The following is a 17,422-nucleotide window of genomic DNA, read 5'->3' on the forward strand; positions in this document are numbered from 1 at the left end:
GTTAAGATGTCAATTTTGAATCCGAAGATTCGTTTTGTCTCTTCCGCCGACGGGGTCGGCTTTGAGACTTTATTTGTTGACGTTTTGCTGTTCAGTTTTCAAGGTTCATTTACCGTCGTTTTTGACGGCGACTTTTCTATCTTAACACTTCCGATCTCTATCGTCAAGTGTTTCCGAAAAAGTTTTTTTAGATAATTATTGGAGCGGGTGAAGGGAATCGAACCCTCATCATCAGCTTGGAAGGCTGAGGTTTTACCACTAAACTACACCCGCGTATATTTTATAAATGTATGGCGCGCCCGACAGGAGTCGAACCCATAACCTTCTGATCCGTAGTCAGACGCTCTATCCAATTGAGCTACGGGCGCTCATTATAAATCAAAGTTTGGTGCGGTAAAGAGGACTTGAACCTCCACGGGGTTAACCCCCACTAGGCCCTCAACCTAGCGCGTCTGCCATTCCGCCACTACCGCATGATCATTATGCGACAAACTTTATTATACAACTCTCTATTCATTTGTCAATAAGTTTTTTAGAAAGAATGGTGAGCCATACAGGATTCGAACCTGTGACCCTCTGATTAAAAGTCAGATGCTCTACCGACTGAGCTAATGGCTCGTATATATTGTTTGGAAAGGTTTTTTCGTCAATCTTGCTACTAATACCTCGTGGTGTTTCTTTCTAAATGAAGAGTCACGATTTGCTCCTAATACCTTCCGGCATTACTCGCAAACCATTCTTTTCGTGGAGCGAAAAAAATGATTGGCTGGGGTAGCTGGATTCGAACCAACGAATGACGGAGTCAAAGTCCGTTGCCTTACCGCTTGGCTATACCCCAACGGATTAGCATTACGTAAACACACAGTTTGTTGTTTCCCTTTTATACTGTGTTCCAAACTCGGAATAATATACTATAAAAAATGGTGACCCCTACGGGATTCGAACCCGTGTTACCGCCGTGAAAGGGCGGTGTCTTAACCGCTTGACCAAGGGGCCGTTTAGTTATTTCATTCATGTTCGATCGAGAAGCTGTTTCGCATTTCCTAATCGACTTTTTCTATTATAGACACACTTGATTCATTCGTCAACACTTTTATTGAAATTAATCTATAATCAATAAAGAAATGCATAAGACCGCGTTTCGCGGCCTTATATCATCTAATAACCTTAATACATTTCATATGAAACGTTCCACTTCAATGATGAATAGCATCTTACAATTTTAAGGGGGTAGATCAATTACTCATACAATCCATTTGCGTTTGCTGATTAAAGACTAACGTAAACAATTTCACCTTTGCATTTTCCGCATCTATACTTTCGCACGTCCATTCTCCGCCGTCTTTTATAAACGAAAGAACATGATTTGCATTGATAAGTGTGGATAACGGATTGCTGCTTTGGCTTGGCCTGCAACGGTTTGCAATATCTTGGTGATCCGGTTTGCTGCAGCAGCATTTTAAAATCTGCGTCTCCATGTTTATAGCCTTTTCCTTCAAGGTGCAAATGGTAGTGGCATAACTCGTGTTTAATAATCCCGATTAATTCTTCTTCGTCATATAACTCGATTACCTTTGGATTAATTTCAATCGAGCCATCAGAAAGCTTATATCTTCCTCCTGTCGTTCGCAAACGGCCGTTAAAGGAAGCTTCGTGACGGAATGTTTTTCCGAAGTGCTCCAAAGACAATTGTTCGACAAGCAATTGCAAATCCTTATTATCCATATCTAAACTTCAATCTGCCTTATTTGGACGCTGGTGGGATCATTGTTAATGAAATACGCCCTTTTTGCTTGTCTACTGCTTCAACCCAAACCGTTACGATATCTCCGGAAGCCACGACATCTAATGGATGTTTGACAAACCCCTTTTTGAGCTTCGATATATGAACTAACCCATCCTCATGTACACCAATATCGACAAAAGCCCCGAAGTCTACAACGTTTCGGACAGTCCCTTGCATTTCCAAACCTTCATAAAGATCTTTCATATCCAATACATCCGCTTTTAGCAAAGGTTGAGGATAGTCATCCCGCGGATCTCGGTTCGGGCGTTTAAGTGTATCAACAATATCCCGCAACGTCACTTCCCCGACTTCCAACTTTTTGGCTGTCGCCTCGATGTCGAGATCAGTTAACGCTGCTACAGCTTCTTCTTTTCCTAATTGATCTTTTGTAATGCCCGCCACTTCCAAAATGCGCTCGGCAACCGCATAACTTTCCGGGTGGATGCCTGTTGCATCAAACTTGTCCTTCGCTTCAGGAATACGCAAAAATCCGATTGCTTGTTCATAGGTCTTCGCTCCGAGACGCGGGACTTTCTTCAATTGCGTCCTTTTTTGAAACAGCCCATTCTCTTCCCGTGCTTTTACGATATTATCAGCTACCGTTTTTGACAGCCCTGCCACGTATTGTAACAATGAAGAAGATGCAGTATTAACATTCACCCCTACCCGGTTAACAGCAGTTTCAACAACAAAGGATAAAGACTCGGACAGTTTCTTCCTTGCAACATCATGCTGATATTGGCCAACGCCAATTGATTCCGGGTCAATTTTGACTAATTCCGATAGCGGATCCTGCAATCTCCGCGCAATGGAAACCGCACTTCTTTGCTCTACCTGCAAATCAGGAAACTCCGCCCTTGCCTGTTCAGATGCAGAGTATACACTGGCACCCGCCTCATTGACAATGACATAGGATGCTTTGTGAGGCGAATCCTTCAGGCAATCAGCAATAAACTGTTCTGTTTCTCTTGAAGCCGTTCCATTCCCGATCGCGATCAACGGGATTGAATACTTTTCAAGCAATGAGAGAACTGTCTTTTTCGAACCTGCTTTATCAGGTTTTGGCTGATGCGGATAAATAACTGCGATTTCAAGCATTTTACCGGTTTCATCTATGACTGCTAACTTACAGCCTGTCCGGAATGCAGGGTCAACGCCCAACACCATTCTTCCTTTAAGCGGCGGCTGCAGTAATAGGCTTTTCAAGTTTTCGGAGAATACATGAATCGCCTGTGCTTCAGCTTTTTCTGTTAATGCAGCACGCACTTCCCGTTCAACAGATGGTGCGATCAATCGTTTAAATGAATCCTCTATTGCCTCTTTTACTTGAGTAGCAGAAGCAACATGCGATTTCTTTATTACTTTGCGTTCAATTTCTGAAATGATTCTTTCTGAGGGGAATGCCACCCCAATCCGGAGAACCTCTTCTTTCTCTCCTCTATTTAACGCCAACACGCGATGTGGAACGATGCGCTTCACAGGTTCTTCGTAGTCATAATACATTTCGTAAACAGAACGCTCATCTTCTGCGCCTTTTCGAAGTGCCGAAGTAATTTTCGCATCCGACCAAGTTAGCTTCCGGACACTTTCCCTTAAAGATGCGTCGTCCGCAATTCGCTCAGCGATAATATCACGAGCGCCGGATAAAGCTTCTTCTATAGAAGGTACATTTAATTCCTCGTTGACAAATGGAACTGCCATTTCCTCAGGTAACGCATTTGAAAAAGTGAGCAATTGTTCTGCAAGTGGCTCAAGCCCGCTCTCAATCGCAACCATTGCCCGAGTCCGTCTTTTTTGTTTATACGGACGGTACAAGTCTTCCACCCGTTGTAAAACGGTCGCCTGCTCAATGTCCTTCTTGAGTTCATCTGTCAGTTTTCCTTGTTCTTCAATAAGCCGGATGACTTCCTCTTTCCTTTGCTCCAACCCTTTTTCATAGTTATATGCTTCTTCTATCGCTTTAATTTGGACTTCATCAAGGGAGCCGGTCGCTTCCTTGCGATACCTTGCTATAAACGGAACTGTATTTCCTTCATCTAAAAGTGCGATTACATTCGCCGTTTGCTTTGAACTAATAGATGCTCTTTTCGCCGTGGCTTCAATAATTTTAGTCACCGCATTCACCACTCCTTCCGATATGTACATGTTACCATACATGGATGAATTTCATTTATTTACAGCCAATCATACGCAGGGATTAATTTCTTCGGTTGCTTTTAATTAAGTCAAATGATGATAGCAATTGACTCCAAATAAAAATCCGCTCCTAATAAGAAGCGGATTTTACTGAAGGAGGCTACCGGCGATGAATGTAGCATCGTCTCCGAAATCAGCAGATTCCTTCACTTGATTATATAATTCACAAGCACTTACACTTTGTTTCATGCTATTTTTCGGGCTTTTAAGCACAATACCATCCGAGTGGAGGAAAAACAAATCCCCAACCTCATAATCGAACTTCTGAGTTTTTAGCTTTTGCGGCCTTCCGGACAAATATCCCATGACCGGCAGCGGGTAGAGCATTTTTTCACAGCGTTGAAGGATATACATTCGAACATTGCCTACACAGCTATATGCGATCGTTTTTTCTATAAAATCCACCTTGACAATAGCGACGGCGGCTCCACGTTTTTGCACCATATGTTCATTGCAGCGGTTCAATAGCTCATCAATCGACTCATGATGATATTGCTCAAGAATACGCGGAACAATTTCTGCTGATTGGCGGGCAACAATGCCATTTCCTAATCCATCCGCGATGGCACAGATGAAGTAATCTTCTTCTGCATGAAGAAAATATGCATCGCCAGATTCAGCATTTCCGTGTTTAGCTGTATTGTAAACATATGCTTCCACATATTCATTTTTGAATGAAACCATTATGGGGCACCGCCAGCAGCTAAAATGGCTTCTTGAAGTTTTTTGATCGCCTTCCGTTGAAGCCTTGAAACATGCATTTGTGATATACCCAATCGTTCACCCGCTTCTTTTTGGCTTAACTGTTCGATATATGTATATTGGATAATTTGCTTTTCCCGCTCGGACAAGACATTCAAGGCATTTGCCACGACCAATCTATGGTCGGTTTTCTCAAACTCCTCATCGGGAGCTCCAATAATATCGAATAGTGTCACCGTTCCACCTTCAGAATCCGCTTCTAACGTATGGTCCATGGAAAGAGCTTGATAGCTGCGGCCCATTTCCATTGCTTCCAAAATTAATTCCTCATCTGTCTCCAAATACTCTGCGATCTCACTTACTAATGGAGACCTTTGCAATTCAGATGTCAATTGTTCAACAGCGGCCTTGATTTTCGGCCCTAACTCTTTAATGCGCCGAGGCACATGCACAGCCCAAGTTTTGTCGCGGAGGAAGCGTTTGATCTCGCCAACTATGGTCGGCACAGCAAACGCTTCAAAGCTACGCCCCAATTCAGGATCATACCTTCTGATCGCGCCCAGTAATCCTAACATACCGACTTGGACGATATCTTCATGGTACGGCTTTCCGTTTGAGTATTTCCTTGCAATCGAATGGACTAAACGTTCATAGTGAAGCACCAAATTTGTCTGGGCTTCATCGTCATTCTCCTCTTGAAACCGCTTAATCCATTCCAACACTTTCTCTTTTGTATCCGGCTTATGAGTTGGCTGTTCGTTTGACATTTTCTTCGCCTCGCTCTCCGCCGAGATATTTCGTCATGAAGACCGTCACGCCCTCCTCATGATGAAATTTCACATCATCCATTAGCGTTTCCATCAAGTACAGACCAAGTCCGCCTTCACGTAGAAATTGAGTGTCAGAGCTATCATCATAAGGTCCGATATGTTTTTTCGTTTCTTCGAAATCAAAACTCTTACCATGGTCTGCAATCATAATTTCCAATCGGTCTTCATAGAGAGCGCATCCTACAACAATCTCTCCATCTTCTCCATCTTTATACGCATGCTGAACTGCGTTCGTAATCGCTTCACTGGACGCAATTTTCAAATCTTCGATATCGTCATATGTAAACCCTAGACGGCTGGCGATTCCCGAGATCATTAATCTTGCAACGCCAACATATTGCGCTTTTGCCGGAATTTTGATTTCTATATAATCATAATGTTGCATCATTGTCCTCACTATCCTTCTTCTCGATGTCGATTATTTCACTCAACCCGGTGATTTCAAATAAACGGCTAAGTCTTCGATTCAAGCCTGTGATTTTTACATGGCCTCCATTTTCTTTTACAGCCTTGTAAAAACCTACGAATACACCAAGTCCTGTACTATCCATATATTCAACATCGGATAAATCCAGCACCGCTTGCAAATTGTCTATATTTTCTACAGCTGACAGACGTTCTCTAAGCACCGGTGCTGTAAACGCATCAATTTCGCCAACGATCTTAAAACATTGAACACTATTTTGTTCTAACAATTTTACTTGTAAGTTCATTTCTGCACCCCGAATCTCTAAATTCTTTTATACAATGTACTAACTAAATACGTACCCATTCATCCGGTTTTTAAAACATTTATTTTTCCTTTTTAAAAATAACGACCGTAAAATCATCACTGAGTCGATAGTTTTGAAGTTTTGAAAGCTCATTGTATAAATGTTCGGCAATCGCTCCTGCAGGTTTTTCGCTTACTTCTAACAGCAGCTTTTCAATCGTTTTCATATCAATAAATCCGTCTTCCGTTCTCGTTTCAGTTACGCCGTCCGTCATCATTACGATAAAATCGTTAACTTCCATTTTTTGTTTCCGCTCTTCATAAACAACATTCGGTTTAATGCCCAATAGCAATCCTTTTGCACTTAGCTCGGAAAATGTCTGTTCTTTTGCATTGAAATAGAGTGCAGGCTCATGTCCAGCAGATGCATAGGAAAACATAGAGTCTCTCGCATCAAACATGCCATAAAACATCGAGATAAACATTGAATTATCAACGCTTTTTTCCACAATTCGATTAATGATATTCAAAACGTTTTGCGGGCTCGTATTTTCATCTTGCAAACCGTCCATCCCAAACTTGATCATTGACATGCATAATGCGGCAGGAATCCCTTTCCCCATGACATCCGCCACCGCAACGCCCGCTTCATGCTCATGATTGAGAAAATAAATGTAATCCCCATTCATCTGCTTTGCAGGTTTAGATATCCAGCCAACATCTAGCCCTTTTAAATTGGGCGTCTTTGTTTTCAAAAGCGTATCTTGCACGCCTGTCGCTACATCCATTTCCATTTGAATCGCTTCCTGCTTGCGAATCAAACTTTGATGCTCTCGCAATGTGAGTCCGTAATGGATCATCATTTCTATAAGAAAATCAAAGGAATCCCACACTTCTTTCCTCAGCTCGGGCACTATGTCATGCAAAGCATTTTTATGGATGCTAATCACATCTTCCGGAGCGATGTCCTTTTCAATGAATCTCCTGCTGAACTGCTGTCCAACATATAAATCCTCTTCGCTTTGACTACTCAAATATTGTTTTAAAATCTCCTTATATTGTCTGCCGACTACTTGAGGCATTTTTTACCCCCTCCCTTAATGGAGCCATTTAACGGTCGTGATCGTAGTGCCTATCCCCGCCTCTGAGATTACTTTGAATTCATCCATCAGCCTTTTTACGCCAGGCATCCCTGCACCCAAACCGCCAGAAGTCGAAAAGCCGTCTTCCATGACCTTCCTTATATCTTGAATGCCTGGTCCTTCATCCGATGCGATGATTTTGATGCCCGACATCTTCCCTTCAGACACTCTCTCTATTTCTATTTTTCCTTTACCTGCATACAAATATATATTTCTCGCCAATTCACTAATTGCAGTAGTAATACGAGCTTGGTCCACAGTACCGAATCCAACTTTTTTTGCTTCATTACGGCCTAACTGTCTTGCAGCAACTATATCCCATTCCGTGTATATCTCTACAGAAGACCTAAAGTTCATTGTCAGGCCTCCAATTCTTTATGAAGTTTATCCAGCCCGTTTTCCAAGTCTAACGCAGTCATTACATTGTCTAACCGGATTCCTAACTCTATCAATGTAATCGCCACGGCAGGCTGAATACCCGTGATGACAACTTTGGCTCCCATAAGGCCTGTCATGTCGATGACGTCCCCTAACACTTTCGCGATGAATGAATCTATAAAATCAATCGGGGTTAAATCTATGACAACACCAAGAGCGGAAGTTTCATGCATTTTATTTAATAGATCTTCTTGAAATTGGATAGCCGTCTGATCGTCAAGTTCCCATTGGATCGATACGATGAGCACATCATTCAATTTCAAAATTGGAATTCTCGTTTTCAATTCCCTTCCACCTCCACAATTTTTCGATTCGTCATGCTGAGAGCTGCTTGCATCCCTCTTTGCAATGTGCTTTTCGTTTTAAATTCATGTAGGTTAATGCCAAGCGCCACAATGGTTTGTGCAATTTCAGGTCGAATGCCGACGAGCATACATTGGGCACCGACAAGTCGCACCGCATCTGCCGCTTGGATAATATGGTGTGCGACCATCGTATCGACAACTGGGACGCCTGTAATGTCTAAAAGTACGACTTCCGCTCTCTGGCTGACGACACCTTCCAACAAGTTTTCCATAATCAGCTTCGCGCGTTCTGTATCAATCGTTCCGACTAATGGCATGACAGATATTTTGTCGAAAACTGGTATTAGCGATGCAGAAAGCTCCTGCAACGCGATCTTTTGGAGACTTACTGTACGTTCCCATTCCGTCGAATAGGCGTCAATGATGCTTTCTCGCAAAGGATTGATCCAATTATCGAATAGGCGCATAAATGCCCGCAAGTTATCGTCTTTGATAACGCCTCGTTCCTCCAATAAATCGAAAACAACGTCCGAAAAATTGTCAATCGCTTTGTTTACTATTTTAATTGCCCAACCGAAACGGACAACTTTTTCAGTAAAATCGTTAATTTGATCTTCATTGATGCTTCCTTGCTCACTAATATTATTTGTCATTAATTCAGCAAATTCCCTGCTCGTCTTCTCAACAAGATGCTCAGGCATGAAGTGGAAAAAGCGTTCTCCTTTTTCCTCTCTCATCGCTTTAATCCAACGATCGATGATTTCGTCCATATTTTGTTTGATGTTTTCTACCATCAGTTTATTCATGACGTTCAAGTTCCTCCTCGCATTGTATGAATCTTATCTACACTTAACCCTTCTATCATTGTAGCAAAAGAATAATGAAAACATCTATTTTACCGCATAAATAATATCAAAATAAAATAACACTCCGGAATCTATTCTCCGAAGTGTTATTTGTATATGTATTCTAAAATTTAACTAACCCGAAACTGATTTCGAGTCCTTCATCAACCTGTTCCATCAACGTTTCGTCCAAATGGGTGATTTTGTCTGTCAGCCTCGACTTGTCAATCGTGCGGACTTGTTCGAGCAAGATGACCGAATCTCGCTCGAATCCGTAACGTTCCGCGTCGATTTCAACATGTGTCGGCAATTTTGCTTTTTGGATTTGTGCTGTGATCGCCGCTACGATCACTGTCGGACTAAACCGGTTTCCTATGTCATTTTGAATGACTAAAACCGGTCTCGTCCCTCCCTGTTCGGAACCCACGACGGGTGACAGATCTGCAAAAAAGACGTCTCCACGTTTTATTGCCAACTTTTCATCCTCCGCTTACGAGACGTTCCATCGTATGCTGTGCCTCTAATTCAGCATGCAAGCATTCCTTTGCAATTTTCAAATTGATTTGCGACATTTCGACATAGCCTTTCATCATTTCTTCTCGGATGACATTGGCTTTGTAATCAGTCACATACCGCTTTGTAGAAATGTAAACGAATTCTTCACGCTCCGGCTCGCGATGGACGACCGCATGTTCAATTTCATTTAACATATTCTTGGGGATTCTTACAATGACTTCTTTGATGTTCTTCTCTCGCACTCCTAGCACCTCCGACAGACCCCATTCCCTCGATCGATTCTATTCTTGTCTATCTTACCATTGAAGTTCGACAATGAGAAGACAAAGAAGGATTTTTATTGACAGGAATCTTCAATTCTGATGGCCACTTGTCGAAAGCTGCGATCTACATTATTTTATCCATTTTATACTGAATATAGTCTAGGAACTCGTTTCGAAATGGAGACGGCAATTTCGTACGGAATGGTATTCGTCCGCCGAGCCCATTCTTCCATTGTAATTTCCTCATCGCCTTGCCTGCCGATGAGCGTGACTTTTTCACCAACTGAGTATTCCTTCGTCAGCTTGACCATGCACTGGTCCATACAAATCGTGCCCACAATTGGCATCCTTTCACCGTCAATGAGCACTTCCTGACCGCGCAGCCCGCGTTTTAAACCGTCTGCATAGCCAATCGGTAATGTACCGATCCATTCGTCTCCCTTCGTTTCATAAGTTCCCCCATAACTTACGCGGCTGCCCCTCTCAAGCCGCTTTACGAAGGTTAACTCTGTCTCCAAGCGCAACGCCCGTTTAAGCGAAAATGGCAAACGGGATGCTACATAATCGGAAGGGGGTATGCCGTAAAGACTGATGCCAAATCGAACCGCATCCAACGAAAGTTCGGGATATAGTAATGTCGCTGCACTATTTGAAGCATGGACAAGTCGCGGCTTCACTTCCATTGACTGCACCATTTCCATAAAGAATGAAAACTGTTCCATTGTTGCAGAAGGATTATCTTCATCTGCACATGCAAAGTGGGTGAAAATTCCATCCACAATGAGCGCTGGATTTTTTTCTGCTACATCAATGATCGATTTCAACGTTTCTTTATTTCTTAGGCCAATTCTACCCATGCCGCTATCGACCTTAATGTGGAACCTTAATTTATATTTAAAAGCTCCGTACATGTCGATTGCATCCTGCAGCCATTCTGCATCCGATACGGTTACAATGATACCCGTCTCCGCCGCTTTACGAGCAAACTCTATAGGCGAAGGGCCCATTACTAAAATATCCTTCCGTATACCAGCTTCATATAGACGGACAGCTTCATCCGGCGTTGCGACAGAGACCATCGAAGCTCCGGCCTTTATTGCTGCTTTCGCCACCTCCACTTCTCCATGGCCATAGCCGTCAGCTTTGACGACGGCTATGACTTCAGTCTTTTTCGGCAAATAGCTTTTGAGATTTTTCACATTGTCTTGAATCGCTCTGCTATCGATTAAGGCTTTCGTCGGCCGATAATATGTGCTGTTTGTCATGATGATCCCCCGATAATTTACATTCTACTTATATTATCTAACCATTAACCATATATAGTCAATAAATTTTAATAAATCACAACGAACTGAATTGTTCCTCCCTATCGCTTATTTACTTTCACCCGGAGTCATTGAAGCTGCTACTTCAATTAATTCATCCGGAGTCAAATTAGAGGAAGCAACAAAGAAGGATACGCCGTTTTGCTCCCAGCGGATGGAGTTTTCCGTCAAAGCCGCTACTGCAAAGCCCAAATCTACAGGATCTCCTTCGATCGACACTGCCACTTGGCCTTCAGGTTTGACAGCAGGCTCTTGTACGACGACAAAATCTTTCGTTCCACCGCCAAACGTCATGAAATACCTCGTGCCATGTTCTGTCACTGTACTGTCTTCTTCATAGATTGTGCCTTCCCAGCTTACGTTCGGATAATACTTTACGTAGCCTGTTTGGTCTTTATCATCTTCAGTAGATTGCGGTTTTTTATCAGGCTGGATATTCTCCATCTCGACAGCAAAGTCGGATGCATTACGTTCAATGCCAAGCGTGATCTTCTTAAACGTAACCCTGATTTTTTCTTCCTTGCTTTCATCTAATACAGATACATGCTTCGGAAGCAAGGTTTTTTTATCGATATGGATTTGTTGCGTCGGCAATACTTTCTTATGATTGTTCCGGGAAGCCGTTTCAAAGATGTATGTTTTATCCTTATCCGTCATCGTTGCATTTTTATCGGCTTTTATATCGTCCGATAGTGTGCCGATCAAATACGGCATGCTGTTTTGTGTCGGCCAATCACTTTGGAACTTATACGTTTTACCGAGCGAAGGTGTAATAACAAATACCCCTTCTTCATTCCGCACGATCATTTGAGAATCCTGACTGCCGTCCTGTGTTACATTTACCTTGTAAAAATCAGGCTTCGTATGCCAGACCGTCACATTATACACGCGCGGCTCCGATCCGGTTTTGATTTCCATAGTTGCTTCCAATTCGTACCCTTTCGTGTCGTTCCATTTACCGCTAAGTTTTTTCATGACATCCTCTTTCGAAGGTGTTCCACAAGCTGTCAGTAGAATCATGACCGCCAATAGCATAAAGACAATAATTTTGCTGCGCATACAGTTCATCCTTTCTCATTTCAATCAGGTAGGTCATCTTATGAGATTGGACAGTCATTTATGCTACGTTGTTTATTTTCAAATAAATAAAGTGCGGCAAGTTGGCAAGCATTGTGGAAGAGTATTTGAAAAAGGATTGGTAAAAACCGTTAATTAAAACCCTATAGATGATGCAGCTGAACTATACGTTGTGCCTCTGTTTGAAGTAACAACTGCTTCCGAATCAGCACTTTTCTTCAATTTGAACAAACTATTTTTTCAGCTTGCCATCAAAATAACTTGTGCAGCCGCAACGGATTTCGTATGGGTAATGGAAACGAATCCCGTCACTTCCCTCCCATCGAAAAAGAGCGACGGCTTGCCGGAAGCTTCATTTAAAATTTCTATTTGAATGAAACTGCAGCCTTCCCCGATTCCAGTTCCTCTCGCTTTCGCAAACGCTTCTTTCGCCGCAAAACGACCAGCAAGAAATTCGATTTTCCGATGTGAAGGCAAACTTTCATATAGAGCTATCTCTCTTTCTGAAAGAATGCGTCTCCGGAATTTATCCGACTTTTCATCTAACGTTCTAATCCTATGTAATTCAACGATATCGAGACCGATTCCGGTTATCATGATTCCATCTCCTCCATATAAATTGTATAATGAATGCAAAGGTCGGTGAAAAAATGTTTATTCGTACAGAAAATTTCTCGCAATACATCCGTCTCTATCCAGTTGTATCTGTTCTGATTGCATTGAACATCTTCATTTATATTGCAACTGGATTGCCATTCACATTTAGCCGATATTGGTATTATCTTGGCGTCGGTCAAAATGGCCTAATTTCTTCAGGCGAATGGTGGCGTCTTTTTACCCCGATGTTTTTGCATGCGGGACTTATGCATTTGCTTTTTAATATGTTTTCGCTATTCGTCTTCGGTCCTGAATTAGAAAGAGTTGCCGGGAAGGCACGCTTTTTAACTATTTACATGCTTTCCGGTATTTTTGCCAATATCGCAGCGTTCTTTTTAGCGGACGCCGATTTCACCCATGTCGGGGCAAGCGGTGCGATCTTCGGCATATTCGGCGCATTCGGAGCGCTCGTCTATTACACAAAAAAAGCGTTTCCGCAATTGCGGCAAATCATCCTACCGATTATCGTAATTAGCGTCATTATGACTTTCCTACAACCAAATATTAATGTGATCGGACATATTGTAGGGCTAATTGTCGGATTTTTAATCGGTTTAAGTTATTTCCACCCGAAAAGAATTATAAGCTGGCGCTAAATTGTGAAGGCCTGTTAGACGAAACGCTAACAGGCCTTTTCCATATCAATCTTCCAATCGTTCACCGACGTTTTTGTCAGCCTGGCGATCTACCGCTTTTTTATTGCCACCGTACCAATCATATAGCCGTTCTGCTTCCTCAACTTCCATATGCTGAACAGTTGCGTGATGAACGCCGATACCCGACTTTACATTTGTGACAATCGTCGCAACGCCTTTCCGCTTATGGAAATAGCTTTGGCGCATTTCCATCGATTGAATTCTTTTCTTCATCATATAAGCGGTATGCAATCCAATTCCTCGGTAGCGCATCGTCAATTGCTGACCATCAAGGCCAATTGCAGCCGACCGATGCTGCCATAATCCCATACCGATAATAATTGGAATAATAGCCAAGGAAAACAGCCCATATGGGAAAAAGAAATATGAAAGCGCACCTATTACCGGCAGCATCCAGACGAAGTCGATTCGATAATAGAAATGCCTCCCCCTTGAAGTAAGCTTATAATTCGGCTCTTCCAAATTAAGCTCCGGGAAAATTTCTTGCAAAGGCTCCTTTAGCCGATTTTTCTTCACGAGCGGAAATAGATTGATTTTCGAACTATCCCCTACACCGCCACCCGCACTATGCAACACGACATTTGCATACCCGAACAATTGGCGCAGTGGGTTTTCATTGACGCTGACACTTTGCACACGTTTTAAAGGAACAGTCACTCGTTTCTTTTCTAACAAGCCTCTCGTAATGACAATATCCTCTTTTTCCAATGAAACCGTAAATCCATAATGCGATAAATAAGTCATCCCTACGGAAAGAAGCCAGACGAATAGAAGAGCTAAAAAGACTACAATCCCGACGATTAATATTCCGAATTTAATGAATGCGGAAATTTCCTCGAACATCCATTCATAAGGCAAAATATCTCCGAATTGCGAAAGGAAGATCGCAACCCCAGATAAAATAACACCGATACCACCTGAGGTTGTCGCCAATAGCAATAAATCCTTATTCGTCATCGAAAATATTTTCTTGGATGGAATTACTTCATCGATGACTTCTTCTACGGGCATTGCATCCATTATTTCCTTCGTTTCCAGCTCATTTACGCCGTTAACAGCTTCTTTTTTTCGCTTTTTAGCAGCTTGCATTTCATATTCAATGCGATTTGCCGCTTCTTTCGTAATAGCAGTCAATTCACCTTCCGCTTTTTTCAGCGATGAACTGCCTGCTGTCTCCACCTTCACTTTCACAAGCTGGAAAGGTCGATGGAAAATTCCTTCCGTGTAATCAAGGCTTTGAATACGATCAAACGGAATGTATCGTTTCTTTTTGACGAACAGTCCGGATTCAATTCTAAGCTCATCATCTTCAAACCAATATTCAAATCGTATCCATTTAATAATTCCGCTTACTAATAAAAATATGATAAGTACACCAAAGATGATGTAAGATAAATAATCTACATACCATAATCCAGTGCCGCCCTTTCTCCATCCATTCGCAAAAATTAAGACGATTAATGGAAAAATTGCCTCTTTCACAGCCTTTAAAGTCTCAATGACAGCCGTAATCCAATGAAGTTTGTAACGTTGTTCAGACATCATCTTCCGCCACCCTTGCAAGCACCGAAATCCTGCTGCGCATTTCATCAGCCTCATGCATGATTAAAGCGGGAATGGTATGGATTGTTGCAGCAGTAGAAATTGAAATTTCAGCAAGACCGTACTTCCGTAAAATCGGTCCTTGCGATGTATCAACGTGTTGAACACGCACCATTGGAATTAACGTACGTTTAACGATGAACAAGCCATGTTGCAGTTCGATCTCAGATTCCCTCACTTCATATCTCCACCGCATCCATCTAACTTTCGGAAACAGGAAAATGATGAAATATGCAAAAATGATAACTGCCGCAACCTCTAACGGATAAATCCACCAAGGCCCTTCGAATATGTATGCGATTATGCCGCCGCCAATAGCTAGTAAAGCCAAAATTGCTGTTTGAATAATGCCGTACAAACGCCATACTTTCAACCCTTTTTTAGATATGCGGTTTGCTGGTTGCATTATCATAGTTTCCACCTCTTTCTATTCTTCTATTGTATACGTTCTTCTAATCGTTTTGTTTCATTTTATAAAGAACTGTAGCACATAAAAATGCAATACTACGTAAAAAGCATAAGAAACATAAAGCGATCGCATCACAACGTAGACGCGTCCGAACACAATATAAACGGCACTTCACAATGCAAACCGCACACCTATTGCAAAAAGAGAAAAATCCGGGCCACTGCGTATAAACAGTGAACCCGGATTGTATACTTATCGTTCGTTTCGGTTTCTGGAGCGGTCTCTTCTTCCGCCTCCGTCACGGTTGTTACGACGAGAACCTCCGCCGCCGTATCCGCGCCCGCCGCCAAATGAACGGCCACCACCACGGCTTCCTTTGTATCCACCGCGATCACGTGATTGTGTTTTACGCATTGGCAAAGGACGTTCTTCCGTAATTTTGACAGGTGTGTCATCTGGCTCATTCGTCAATGACTTGATCGCTGCAGCGATAATATCCTGAGCATCAAATTTCTCTAACAGTTCAGCAGCTAAAGGCGCATAATCTGTTAGTTCGTTTTTCTGGATGACTTCTGTCAATTGCTCCATCGCCAAACGTTGTTGGCCAATCAATGCTTCGTCTTCAGTCGGTGGCTGTAAAGGAGTCATGCGTTTTTTCGTCGTTTCCTCAACGACACGCAAATAGCCCATTTCACGTGGTGTTACGAATGTAACCGCCACACCGCTTTTTCCTGCGCGTCCTGTACGGCCGATACGGTGGACATAGCTCTCAGGATCTTGTGGAATATCGAAGTTATACACATGTGTTACGCCAGAAATATCAAGTCCGCGAGCTGCAACGTCTGTAGCTACTAAGACATCGATTTTATTTTCTTTGAATTGACGTAAAACGGACATCCGTTTCGCTTGCGTCAAATCGCCGTGAATTCCTTCTGCAAGGTAGCCACGAATGCTTAAAGCATGTGAAAGCTCGTCAACTCGGCGCTTCGTGCGGCCAAAGACGATTGCAAGCTCAGGTTGGTGAACGTTCAATAGACGTGAAAGAATATCGAATTTTTCTCTTTCCTGCGATTTCACGAAATATTGGTCGATGTTTTCGACTGTCATTTCTTTCGACTTGATTTTCACGATTTCAGGTGTTTTCATGAACGTTTCCGCAATTTTACGGATCGGCGCTGGCATTGTTGCAGAGAACAGCAATGTTTGGCGTTCAGACGGAACACTTGCAAGAATCGTATTAATATCCTCAATGAAGCCCATGTTCAACATTTCATCTGCTTCATCCAAAACAAGCGTCTGTACATTGTTCAATTTCAAAGTTTTACGGTTAATATGATCTAAAATACGTCCCGGAGTGCCCACAACGATTTGCGGGTTGTTGCGTAGTGCTCGAATTTGCCTACCAATTTCTTGTCCACCATAAACTGTCAGGACGCGTGCACGCTTACCGTAACCAATTTTGTAAATTTCTTCTGAGACTTGGATTGCCAATTCTCGAGTAGGTGCGATAATCAATGCTTGCACAGATGGATTGGACATATCAATCTTTTCAATGATCGGAATACCAAACGCAGCAGTTTTACCAGTACCTGTTTGCGCTTGGCCAATAACGTCCTTGCCTTCCATGCTTAACGTGATTGTTCCTTCTTGAATAGGTGTTGCTTCTTCGAATCCCATACGTTGTAAAGCTTTTTGTGTAGATTCGCTAATATTTAGTTCTGAAAATTTCGTCAAAATTCTCAATCTCCTTTGGTTTCTTCATTTAGCAATTGGTTACATTTGCAAATGAAAGCACGGCAAATTCGAGCGTCGTACTTAATAGTGGGAACGTTTCCGATATTTTGTAATCTCCAAAGTGGGCAAAAGTCCAGCATCTTCAAGACTTTTATTGTTTAGAGGTAATCGTTGAAAAGGAAAGCCCGGTCTTTGCCGAGCGGCTTACAGGCATGTAAACCGATTTA

The 17,422-nt window shown here is 42.4% G+C and carries 20 protein-coding genes and 6 tRNA genes; 2 read left to right on the plus strand and 24 right to left on the minus strand.

Annotated elements, in window-relative coordinates; translation table 11 throughout:
• The coding region (locus tag WFH04_RS12495) for a hypothetical protein (RefSeq protein ID WP_336824392.1) at positions 1–195 on the plus strand (195 nt) is incomplete at its 5' end.
• Positions 196–199: 4 nt separating this feature from the next.
• Here WFH04_RS12495 and WFH04_RS12500 read toward each other — a convergent pair.
• From WFH04_RS12500 to acpS, 21 genes are all read right to left on the minus strand, one after another.
• Positions 200–273: transfer RNA gene (locus WFH04_RS12500), tRNA-Gly, on the minus strand.
• Positions 274–291: 18 nt separating this feature from the next.
• Positions 292–368: transfer RNA gene (locus tag WFH04_RS12505), tRNA-Arg, on the minus strand.
• Positions 369–386: 18 nt separating this feature from the next.
• A tRNA-Leu gene (locus WFH04_RS12510) sits at positions 387–473 on the minus strand.
• A 69-nt stretch (positions 474–542) separates the two neighbouring features.
• Positions 543–618: transfer RNA gene (locus WFH04_RS12515), tRNA-Lys, on the minus strand.
• Positions 619–763: 145 nt separating this feature from the next.
• Positions 764–838: transfer RNA gene (locus WFH04_RS12520), tRNA-Gln, on the minus strand.
• Between the two features lie 83 nt (positions 839–921).
• Positions 922–996, minus strand: a tRNA-Glu gene (locus WFH04_RS12525).
• 273 nt (positions 997–1,269) lie between these two features.
• Positions 1,270–1,725 (minus strand): SprT family protein, encoded by a 456-nt coding sequence (locus tag WFH04_RS12530; RefSeq protein ID WP_336824393.1) that lies wholly within the window; start codon positions 1,723–1,725, stop codon positions 1,270–1,272.
• 19 nt (positions 1,726–1,744) lie between these two features.
• Positions 1,745–3,901, minus strand: coding sequence for a Tex family protein (locus WFH04_RS12535; RefSeq protein WP_381481016.1), 2,157 nt, complete (start codon positions 3,899–3,901; stop codon positions 1,745–1,747).
• Positions 3,902–4,069: 168 nt separating this feature from the next.
• Positions 4,070–4,666, minus strand: a complete 597-nt coding sequence (locus tag WFH04_RS12540; protein WP_336824394.1) for a PP2C family serine/threonine-protein phosphatase — start codon at positions 4,664–4,666, stop codon at positions 4,070–4,072.
• On the minus strand, positions 4,666–5,451 hold the full coding sequence (gene sigB / locus WFH04_RS12545) for an RNA polymerase sigma factor SigB (RefSeq protein WP_336824395.1): 786 nt from the start codon (positions 5,449–5,451) through the stop codon (positions 4,666–4,668). Before sigB ends, WFH04_RS12540 begins: the two co-directional genes overlap by 1 nt.
• Positions 5,426–5,899, minus strand: a complete 474-nt coding sequence (rsbW, locus tag WFH04_RS12550; protein ID WP_336824438.1) for an anti-sigma B factor RsbW — start codon at positions 5,897–5,899, stop codon at positions 5,426–5,428. The genes sigB and rsbW overlap by 26 nt, the downstream gene beginning before the upstream one ends.
• Positions 5,886–6,227 (minus strand): anti-sigma factor antagonist, encoded by a 342-nt coding sequence (locus WFH04_RS12555; protein WP_336824396.1) that lies wholly within the window; start codon positions 6,225–6,227, stop codon positions 5,886–5,888. The genes rsbW and WFH04_RS12555 overlap by 14 nt, the downstream gene beginning before the upstream one ends.
• Before the next feature lie 79 nt (positions 6,228–6,306).
• Positions 6,307–7,308 carry a PP2C family protein-serine/threonine phosphatase gene (locus tag WFH04_RS12560; RefSeq protein WP_336824397.1) on the minus strand — a complete coding sequence of 334 codons (1,002 nt, stop codon included), beginning with the start codon at positions 7,306–7,308 and terminating at the stop codon, positions 6,307–6,309.
• 15 nt (positions 7,309–7,323) lie between these two features.
• The gene (locus tag WFH04_RS12565) at positions 7,324–7,725 is read right to left on the minus strand and encodes an anti-sigma regulatory factor (RefSeq protein ID WP_336824398.1); all 402 of its coding nucleotides are present in this window, start codon (positions 7,723–7,725) and stop codon (positions 7,324–7,326) included.
• A gap of 2 nt (positions 7,726–7,727) precedes the next feature.
• On the minus strand, positions 7,728–8,090 hold the full coding sequence (locus WFH04_RS12570; RefSeq protein ID WP_336824399.1) for an STAS domain-containing protein: 363 nt from the start codon (positions 8,088–8,090) through the stop codon (positions 7,728–7,730).
• Entirely contained in the window at positions 8,087–8,917 is an 831-nt protein-coding gene (locus WFH04_RS12575; RefSeq protein ID WP_336824400.1) for an STAS domain-containing protein, read from the minus strand. Before WFH04_RS12575 ends, WFH04_RS12570 begins: the two co-directional genes overlap by 4 nt.
• A 163-nt stretch (positions 8,918–9,080) precedes the next feature.
• Positions 9,081–9,431 carry a type II toxin-antitoxin system PemK/MazF family toxin gene (locus WFH04_RS12580; protein WP_336824401.1) on the minus strand — a complete coding sequence of 117 codons (351 nt, stop codon included), beginning with the start codon at positions 9,429–9,431 and terminating at the stop codon, positions 9,081–9,083.
• A 4-nt stretch (positions 9,432–9,435) separates the two neighbouring features.
• Positions 9,436–9,714: a transcriptional regulator gene (locus tag WFH04_RS12585; RefSeq protein WP_336824402.1), complete on the minus strand. Its 279-nt coding sequence runs from the start codon at positions 9,712–9,714 to the stop codon at positions 9,436–9,438.
• 164 nt (positions 9,715–9,878) lie between these two features.
• On the minus strand, positions 9,879–11,000 hold the full coding sequence (gene alr / locus WFH04_RS12590; protein ID WP_336824403.1) for an alanine racemase: 1,122 nt from the start codon (positions 10,998–11,000) through the stop codon (positions 9,879–9,881).
• Between the two features lie 108 nt (positions 11,001–11,108).
• Complete coding sequence (locus tag WFH04_RS12595; protein ID WP_336824404.1) at positions 11,109–12,119, minus strand: LolA family protein; 1,011 nt, start codon at positions 12,117–12,119, stop codon at positions 11,109–11,111.
• A gap of 258 nt (positions 12,120–12,377) precedes the next feature.
• Positions 12,378–12,734, minus strand: coding sequence for a holo-ACP synthase (gene acpS, locus WFH04_RS12600; protein ID WP_336824405.1), 357 nt, complete (start codon positions 12,732–12,734; stop codon positions 12,378–12,380).
• A 53-nt stretch (positions 12,735–12,787) separates the two neighbouring features.
• Between acpS and WFH04_RS12605 the strand changes: the two genes are divergently transcribed.
• Positions 12,788–13,390 carry a rhomboid family intramembrane serine protease gene (locus tag WFH04_RS12605; protein WP_336824406.1) on the plus strand — a complete coding sequence of 201 codons (603 nt, stop codon included), beginning with the start codon at positions 12,788–12,790 and terminating at the stop codon, positions 13,388–13,390.
• A 45-nt stretch (positions 13,391–13,435) separates the two neighbouring features.
• On the opposite strand, the gene WFH04_RS12610 is transcribed toward WFH04_RS12605, so the two are convergent.
• The 3 genes from WFH04_RS12610 to cshA all read right to left on the minus strand — a co-directional run bounded on the left by WFH04_RS12610 (position 13,436) and on the right by cshA (position 17,195).
• On the minus strand, positions 13,436–14,992 hold the full coding sequence (locus tag WFH04_RS12610) for a PH domain-containing protein (RefSeq protein ID WP_336824407.1): 1,557 nt from the start codon (positions 14,990–14,992) through the stop codon (positions 13,436–13,438).
• On the minus strand, positions 14,985–15,464 hold the full coding sequence (locus tag WFH04_RS12615; protein ID WP_336824408.1) for a PH domain-containing protein: 480 nt from the start codon (positions 15,462–15,464) through the stop codon (positions 14,985–14,987). The genes WFH04_RS12610 and WFH04_RS12615 overlap by 8 nt, the downstream gene beginning before the upstream one ends.
• 249 nt (positions 15,465–15,713) lie before the next feature.
• Entirely contained in the window at positions 15,714–17,195 is a 1,482-nt protein-coding gene (gene cshA / locus WFH04_RS12620) for a degradosome RNA helicase CshA (protein WP_336824409.1), read from the minus strand.
• Positions 17,196–17,422 lie beyond the last annotated feature (227 nt).

The organism is Sporosarcina sp. USHLN248 (assembly GCF_037144575.1).
Lineage (GTDB): Bacteria > Bacillota > Bacilli > Bacillales_A > Planococcaceae > Sporosarcina > Sporosarcina contaminans.

What these genes read in the sequence shown, in the direction of transcription:
- WFH04_RS12530 (WP_336824393.1), bottom strand. Translation starts at nt 1,725, where the DNA reads ATGGATAATAAGGATTTGCAATTGCTTGTCGAACAATTGTCTTTGGAG.
- WFH04_RS12540 (WP_336824394.1), bottom strand. Translation starts at nt 4,666, where the DNA reads ATGGTTTCATTCAAAAATGAATATGTGGAAGCATATGTTTACAATACA.
- sigB (WP_336824395.1), bottom strand. Translation starts at nt 5,451, where the DNA reads ATGTCAAACGAACAGCCAACTCATAAGCCGGATACAAAAGAGAAAGTG.
- rsbW (WP_336824438.1), bottom strand. Translation starts at nt 5,899, where the DNA reads ATGCAACATTATGATTATATAGAAATCAAAATTCCGGCAAAAGCGCAA.
- WFH04_RS12555 (WP_336824396.1), bottom strand. Translation starts at nt 6,227, where the DNA reads ATGAACTTACAAGTAAAATTGTTAGAACAAAATAGTGTTCAATGTTTT.
- WFH04_RS12560 (WP_336824397.1), bottom strand. Translation starts at nt 7,308, where the DNA reads ATGCCTCAAGTAGTCGGCAGACAATATAAGGAGATTTTAAAACAATAT.
- WFH04_RS12565 (WP_336824398.1), bottom strand. Translation starts at nt 7,725, where the DNA reads ATGAACTTTAGGTCTTCTGTAGAGATATACACGGAATGGGATATAGTT.
- WFH04_RS12575 (WP_336824400.1), bottom strand. Translation starts at nt 8,917, where the DNA reads ATGAATAAACTGATGGTAGAAAACATCAAACAAAATATGGACGAAATC.
- alr (WP_336824403.1), bottom strand. Translation starts at nt 11,000, where the DNA reads ATGACAAACAGCACATATTATCGGCCGACGAAAGCCTTAATCGATAGC.
- WFH04_RS12595 (WP_336824404.1), bottom strand. Translation starts at nt 12,119, where the DNA reads ATGCGCAGCAAAATTATTGTCTTTATGCTATTGGCGGTCATGATTCTA.
- acpS (WP_336824405.1), bottom strand. Translation starts at nt 12,734, where the DNA reads ATGATAACCGGAATCGGTCTCGATATCGTTGAATTACATAGGATTAGA.
- WFH04_RS12605 (WP_336824406.1), top strand. Translation starts at nt 12,788, where the DNA reads ATGTTTATTCGTACAGAAAATTTCTCGCAATACATCCGTCTCTATCCA.
- WFH04_RS12610 (WP_336824407.1), bottom strand. Translation starts at nt 14,992, where the DNA reads ATGTCTGAACAACGTTACAAACTTCATTGGATTACGGCTGTCATTGAG.
- WFH04_RS12615 (WP_336824408.1), bottom strand. Translation starts at nt 15,464, where the DNA reads ATGATAATGCAACCAGCAAACCGCATATCTAAAAAAGGGTTGAAAGTA.